General features: G+C 55.6%; 1 rRNA gene. It reads right to left on the bottom strand.

Going from position 1 to position 1,069, the window contains the following annotated elements:
* Positions 1 to 41: 41 nt before the first annotated feature.
* Positions 42 to 1,069, bottom strand: a 23S ribosomal RNA gene (locus tag ACFV8H_RS41480); the annotation flags it as partial.

The following is a 1,069-nucleotide window of genomic DNA, read 5'->3' as shown; positions in this document are numbered from 1 at the left end:
GGGGTCGTTGTTTCAGAACAACACAGTGGACGCGAGCAACTGAGGACAAGCCCTCGGCCTATTAGTACCGGTCAACTCCACCCCTTACAGGGCTTCCATATCCGGCCTATCAACCCAGTCGTCTACTGGGAGCCTTACCCTCTCAAGGAGGTGGGAGTGCTCATCTCGAAGCAGGCTTCCCGCTTAGATGCTTTCAGCGGTTATCCCTCCCGAACGTAGCCAACCAGCCATGCCCTTGGCAGGACAACTGGCACACCAGAGGTTCGTCCGTCCCGGTCCTCTCGTACTAGGGACAGCCCTTCTCAACACTCCTACGCGCACAGCGGATAGGGACCGAACTGTCTCACGACGTTCTAAACCCAGCTCGCGTACCGCTTTAATGGGCGAACAGCCCAACCCTTGGGACCTACTCCAGCCCCAGGATGCGACGAGCCGACATCGAGGTGCCAAACCATCCCGTCGATATGGACTCTTGGGGAAGATCAGCCTGTTATCCCCGGGGTACCTTTTATCCGTTGAGCGACGGCGCTTCCACAAGCCACCGCCGGATCACTAGTCCCTACTTTCGTACCTGCTCGACCCGTCAGTCTCACAGTCAAGCTCCCTTGTGCACTTACACTCAACACCTGATTGCCAACCAGGCTGAGGGAACCTTTGGGCGCCTCCGTTACTCTTTAGGAGGCAACCGCCCCAGTTAAACTACCCACCAGACACTGTCCCTGATCCGGATCACGGACCCAGGTTAGACATCCAGCACGACCAGAGTGGTATTTCAACGTCGACTCCACAACAACTGGCGTTGCTGCTTCAAAGTCTCCCACCTATCCTACACAAGCCGAACCGAACACCAATATCAAGCTATAGTAAAGGTCCCGGGGTCTTTCCGTCCTGCTGCGCGAAACGAGCATCTTTACTCGTAATGCAATTTCACCGGGCCTATGGTTGAGACAGTCGAGAAGTCGTTACGCCATTCGTGCAGGTCGGAACTTACCCGACAAGGAATTTCGCTACCTTAGGATGGTTATAGTTACCACCGCCGTTTACTGGCGCTTAAGTTCTCAGCTTCGCC

Source organism: Kitasatospora sp. NPDC059827 (assembly GCF_042731675.1).
Lineage (GTDB): Bacteria > Actinomycetota > Actinomycetes > Streptomycetales > Streptomycetaceae > Kitasatospora.
Note: the sequence above shows the minus strand (reverse complement) of the source record. Positions and strands in the feature narration are given on the sequence as shown.